Annotated in this window: 1 pseudogene; it reads left to right on the forward strand. The window is 59.8% G+C overall.

Features of this window, described 5'->3' with window-relative positions:
• Positions 1-239 (forward strand): annotated as a pseudogene (locus tag ACPYOI_RS36910) (heme ABC transporter ATP-binding protein); the annotation flags it as partial.

A 239-nucleotide genomic window follows, 5' to 3' on the forward strand; every position in this document is an offset into this window, starting at 1 on the left:
GAATACGAGAATTCCGCCCTCGGCTATCACCGCAAGTCCGCCTACAGCAAAGGTCCGCTGCTCGATCTCGAGGCGATCCGCAAGGAAGTGATGGAGAAGATTGAGAAATATGACATCCGCCCGCCGAACCCCCGTCTGGAGACAGACAATTTCTCCGGCGGTAACCAGCAGAAGATTGTCGGTGCCCGCGAAATCGAGCGCGGCCCGACGGCACTCATCATCGGCCAGCCGACGCGTGG

This window comes from Rhizobium sp. SVR5-2C (genome assembly GCF_056755115.1).